The 4,559-nt window shown below is 73.4% G+C and carries 5 protein-coding genes and 1 pseudogene; 4 read left to right on the top strand and 2 right to left on the bottom strand.

The features are described from left to right. Positions 1-91 precede the first annotated feature (91 nt). The 4 genes and pseudogenes from AB0H87_RS38490 to AB0H87_RS38475 form a co-directional block, all read left to right on the top strand. Positions 92-370, top strand: a pseudogene (locus tag AB0H87_RS38490) (CinA family protein); the annotation flags it as partial. A 158-nt stretch (positions 371-528) separates the two neighbouring features. Continuing rightward, positions 529-1,056: a helix-turn-helix transcriptional regulator gene (locus AB0H87_RS38485; protein ID WP_360157668.1), complete on the top strand. Its 528-nt coding sequence runs from the start codon at positions 529-531 to the stop codon at positions 1,054-1,056. 129 nt (positions 1,057-1,185) lie between these two features. Further along, positions 1,186-2,097, top strand: a complete 912-nt coding sequence (locus AB0H87_RS38480) for a PspA/IM30 family protein (protein WP_360157665.1) — start codon at positions 1,186-1,188, stop codon at positions 2,095-2,097. Positions 2,098-2,113: 16 nt separating this feature from the next. Next, the gene (locus tag AB0H87_RS38475) at positions 2,114-2,899 is read left to right on the top strand and encodes a hypothetical protein (protein ID WP_360157662.1); all 786 of its coding nucleotides are present in this window, start codon (positions 2,114-2,116) and stop codon (positions 2,897-2,899) included. On the opposite strand, the gene AB0H87_RS38470 is transcribed toward AB0H87_RS38475, so the two are convergent. Next, positions 2,896-3,693, bottom strand: a complete 798-nt coding sequence (locus AB0H87_RS38470) for a DNA-formamidopyrimidine glycosylase family protein (protein WP_360157659.1) — start codon at positions 3,691-3,693, stop codon at positions 2,896-2,898. The genes AB0H87_RS38475 and AB0H87_RS38470 overlap by 4 nt on opposite strands. A 27-nt stretch (positions 3,694-3,720) precedes the next feature. After that, the gene (locus tag AB0H87_RS38465) at positions 3,721-4,494 is read right to left on the bottom strand and encodes an SAM-dependent chlorinase/fluorinase (RefSeq protein WP_360157656.1); all 774 of its coding nucleotides are present in this window, start codon (positions 4,492-4,494) and stop codon (positions 3,721-3,723) included. Between the last annotated feature and the right edge of the window lie 65 nt (positions 4,495-4,559).

The raw sequence follows: 4,559 nt of genomic DNA, 5'->3' as shown, positions 1-4,559 counted from the left end.
ACGTGCTGTCGCCCGACGGGTCGACGGAGCTGACCCGCTTCTCCTTCCCGCGCCAGCGCCAGGAACGCCGCCTGTGCCTCGCGGACTTCTTCTCGACCCCGACGTCGCCCTTTCGCTGGCCGAGGGAGCGCGGCGGGTCTGCGGGGCGGACTGGGGGATCGGGACGACCGGTGTCGCCGGGCCCGATCCACAGGACGGCAAGCCGGTCGGGCTCGTCTATGTGGCCGTCGCGGGGCCGCCCGGGCGGCAGGTCGACGAGTTGCGGCTCGACGGTGGGCGGGCGGCCGTGCGGGCCGGCGCCGTGTCCCACGCCCTGGAATCCCTGGTCACGCTGCTACGTTCGCCCTCGGCGAACAGTTCCGGCTCTTGAGGCGCTGGTGTCACGGCGAGTCGTGGACAAAACGGACAGGTGACGCTCGGGGGTGGTCCGGCCGCCCGGCGGGGCAGGATGTCGGTCAAGCGGAGAACGGGTACGGTTGCGGGAAGCCTTCGGCGTAGGTCGGGGCGACGGCGGAGGGGGAGGTGCCAATGGTCCTGCTACGTCGGGTGATCGGCGACGCTTTGCGCGCACGCAGGCAGGGGCAACACCGGACCCTGCGCGAGGTCTCCACGGCCGCGAACGTCAGCCTGGGCTACCTCTCCGAGATCGAGCGGGGGCAGAAAGAAGCCTCCAGCGAGCTCCTGTCGTCCATCTGCGACGCCCTCGACACCCAGCTGTCCCAGCTGCTCCGTGAGGCCAGCGACACGCTCGCGCTGGCCGAGCAGATGGAGGGTGTCCTGGTCGGGGTCGACGGCAACGAGCAGCCGCCGGAGCTGGAGCCCGCCCGCCTCGAGCCGACCAAGCCCGTGCGCGACCCAGCCACGGCGGCGACGCCGGAGCCCGCAGCCCCGGCCGCACTGGCCCGGGCGGCCCGCACGCAGGCGCCGGTCAAGCAGGTCGCCACGGACGGCAAGGTCTCGGTCTCGGTGCACCAGTCCTCGCCGCTCAAGGCCACCCTGCGCGCCAAGCGCACCACCGGCGGTCCGCGTGACCGGGATGTCGTTTTCGCTGCTTGACAGGCATAGCCGTCGGTTTCCGCCGCGCGTACTGTGATCAATAGCTGCCAAGGCAGTGACCGGCTGGCGCGCGCCTGAGACGATGGACCGAACTGCCGGTTGGCACGGACACGAGGGGATACCGCGGACATGGCGAACCCGTTCGTCAAGGGATGGCGCTACCTGATGGCGCTCTTCGGCGCCAAGATCGACGAGTACGCCGACCCGAAGGTGCAGATCCAGCAGGCGGTCGAGGACGCGCAGCGCCAGCACCAGGCCCTCGTGCAGCAGGCCGCCGCCGTCATCGGCAACCAGCGCCAGCTGGAGATGAAGCTGTCCCGCCAGATGTCCGAGGTGGAGAAGCTCGGCTCGATGGCGCGCCAGTCCCTCGTGCTCGCCGACAAGGCCCGGGCCGAGGGCAACGAGCCCGAGGCGGGGAAGTACGAGCAGACCGCGCAGCAGCTCGCGTCGCAGCTCGTCGCCGCCGAGCAGGGCATGGAAGACCTGAAGAGCCTGCACGACCAGGCGATCAACGCGGCCGGCCAGGCCCGCAAGGCCGTCGAGAACAACCAGATGATCCTCCAGCAGAAGCTCGCCGAGCGCACCAAGCTGCTCAGCCAGCTCGAGCAGGCCCGCATGCAGGAGACGGTCGCCCGCTCGCTGGAGTCGATGTCGTCGCTGACCGCGGCACCCGGCAACACCCCGTCGTTCGACGAGGTACGCGAGCGGATCGAGCGCCGCTACGCCAACGCGATGGGCCGCGCCGAGCTGGCCTCCAACTCGGTCGAGGGCCGGATGATCGAGGTGCAGCGTTCGACGCTGGACATGGCCGGCGCCAGCCGGCTGGAGCAGATCCGGGCCAGCATGGCCGGCGAGAAGCTGGGCAGCGGCGCCGAGCGGCCGGCGGTCGAGGCCCCGGTCTCGGAGGCCCAGCAGGCCAACGGCGACAAGGCGGCGAGCGAGCAGAAGCAGGAAGACGTCGCCGGAATAGCGCGACTCGACGAGATCCGCGCGAGCATGTCCAAGGACAAGAACCCCGGCGGTTCGAGCGCCGCCGGCTGAGACGTGGGGGGCTGAAGTGGCCGACGAGCGGGCCCGATATTTCCGGCGACTGCGCCGGCTACGCCGTTCCGCCCGCCGTTGGAGTGTGGTCGGCGCCGGTTTCGCCGGCGCGGCCGCCGTCCTGACCCCCTACGCGGGCCTGGGCCTGCCGGACGCCGCCTGGGCGGCCGCCGCGGGCGGCTCGCTGGTGCTGGCGGGCTGGCGCTGGGCCGACCTGCGCCGGTTCGGGGCCCAACCGGCCCCGGAACCCGCCGACCCGGCCCTCGCGGCGCAACGCTCGCGCGCCCGCCTGCTGGCTGCGGTCGAGTCGGCTCCTGGCGGCCGCGCCGCCCTCACGGAGGTCCGCCGGCAACGGGGCCGCTTCGCCCTGCGCGGCAGCTCGGCTGCGCCGGCCTGGGACCGCCTGGACCGTGCCTCCACGACGCTGTCGGGGCTGTCCCCACGCCTGACCGGGATGGGTGGCAGCGCGGTCCTGGAGGCCGCTGTGGCCGAGGAGTCGCTGCGCGACCTGGCCCACCGGGTGACCGGCGTCGAGAAGGCGCTGCAGTTCGCCCCACCGGACGCGAAGCAGGGCCTGACCGAGGCCCAACGAGACCTGACGCAGCAGCTCAACGAGGGCGTTTCGGCCTACGAGCGCCTGGTCGCGGCCGCGGCGTCATATGTCGCGGAGGACGGCCGCATGGGTGCCGCCCACCCCTCGATCGCCCGCCTCACCGAGGCCAGCGACCTCCTCCGCGGCGTCGCCTCGGGCCTCGCCGAGGTCCGCGGCATGACCCCGGACCCGATGCGCGCGGCCTCTTAGGCGTCGTCTGGTTTCGGTTGGCAGCGCGGGCACCAGTAGGTCACCCGCTCGCCCTGTTCGGCCTTCTGGATCGGGCCGGCGCAGCGGCGGCACGGCTGGGCGCGCCGGCCGTACACGTAGTTGGCCTCACTCTTGCGCAGCGATCCCGTCGTGGTCTGCAGCCACCGGCCGCGGTTGTTGGCCAGCAGGCGTTGGGCCAGCGAGACCAGGCCGGGCAGGTCCGGGACCGCGCGCACCGGGGTCCACGGCCAGATGCCCCGCAGGAACAGCGCCTCCGACTTGTAGAGGTTGCCGATGCCCGCGAGATTGCGCTGGTCGAGCAGCGCCTCGCCGATCGTCGTGTCGGGGTGGGCGGCCAGGCGGCGGGCCGCCTCCGCCTGGTCCCAGTCGGGGCCGAGCAGGTCCGGCCCCAGATGGCCGACCAGCTCCCGCTCGCGGGACGTGGGCACGAGCGACAGATCGTGCAGGTGGTAGCCGACCGCGACGGCGTCCGCGGTGCGGAGGACGACCCGGATCAGGTGCGCGGGCTTGGCCGCCCAGCGCTCGCCCGGCGCGTACGCCCGCCAGGCCCCCTCCATCCGCAGGTGTGAGTGGAGCGTGCGGTCGGTGCCGGCCGGGTCGCGCATCCGCAGCAGCAGGTGCTTGCCGCGGCTCGTGGACTCAAGCACCCGCCAGCCGGTCAGCCGCGTGGTGGCCAGGCGTGGCACCCGGAAGTCCGACGCGGTCAGCTCGCCGCCGCCGATCGCGCGCTGCAACGTGCGCGCCGTGTTCCAGACCGTGTCACCTTCGGGCACGGTTCCATCGTGCCGCACCGGCCGCGGTCACGGCTCGGTAGTGATCCGCACCACGTCGCCGGGGCGGACCCCGAGGGCGATGTCGGCCGGTGCGCCGTTGGCCGCGACCGCCACCAGGCCGGCCGAGTCGACGAGCAAGACCAGGCCGCCGGGCGGGGCGTCCCCGAAGGTCTCGCCGACCACCGCGGGCTCACCGTGCACGCGGACCCGAGCCGCGAGCGGCGCCGGGAGAGCGTCGGTCGCCAGCTGGACGTTGCCGAACCGGTCCACGCTCAGCACCGCCGCTTCGAGCCAGCCCTCGCCCCGCGTCACCGTCGGCTCCGGCAGGCGGACCAGTTCGGCGGGGTCGAGCCGCGGGCCCGCGTCCGCCAGCGGCGCGCCGCCGGCCAGCCGGGCCGCCACCGGCGCGAAAATGTCGCGGCCGTGGAACGTCCGGGTCACCACCGGGGCGAACCAGGCCGGGTTGTTGAGCTCGACCGCCTCGCTGACGCCGCCCAGCGCCTCCGCGGCCCAGATCAGCAGCCCGTTGTCCGGACCCACGAGCAGGCCGTCCGGTGCGCGCACCGCGATCGGCCGCCGGGCGGTGCCGACGCCGGGATCGACGACCGCCAGGTGTACGGAGATCGGCAGGTCACCGACGGTCTGCGCGAGCACGACCGCGCCCCGGGCCACGTCGCCGGGCGGGATCTCGTGCGTGATGTCGATGACCCGGGCCGTCGGCGCGACCTTGGCGATCGCGCCGTGGCAGGCGGCCACGAAACCGTCGAGGCTGCCGTAGTCCGTGGTGAAGCTGATCCACATGCTCAGTGACCTTCGATCGCCAGCTCCAGCCGGAGCTCGTCATGGATGGGTACGCCGTGGTCGCC

It is taken from the genome of Asanoa sp. NPDC050611 (genome assembly GCF_040654855.1).
In the GTDB taxonomy this organism is placed as follows: domain Bacteria; phylum Actinomycetota; class Actinomycetes; order Mycobacteriales; family Micromonosporaceae; genus Asanoa.
This window is presented reverse-complemented; position numbering and strand designations above follow the sequence as displayed.

Coding starts and splice junctions, on each gene's coding strand:
- AB0H87_RS38485 (WP_360157668.1), top strand. CDS start 529: ATGGTCCTGCTACGTCGGGTGATCGGCGACGCTTTGCGCGCACGCAGG.
- AB0H87_RS38465 (WP_360157656.1), bottom strand. CDS start 4,494: ATGTGGATCAGCTTCACCACGGACTACGGCAGCCTCGACGGTTTCGTG.
- AB0H87_RS38480 (WP_360157665.1), top strand. CDS start 1,186: ATGGCGAACCCGTTCGTCAAGGGATGGCGCTACCTGATGGCGCTCTTC.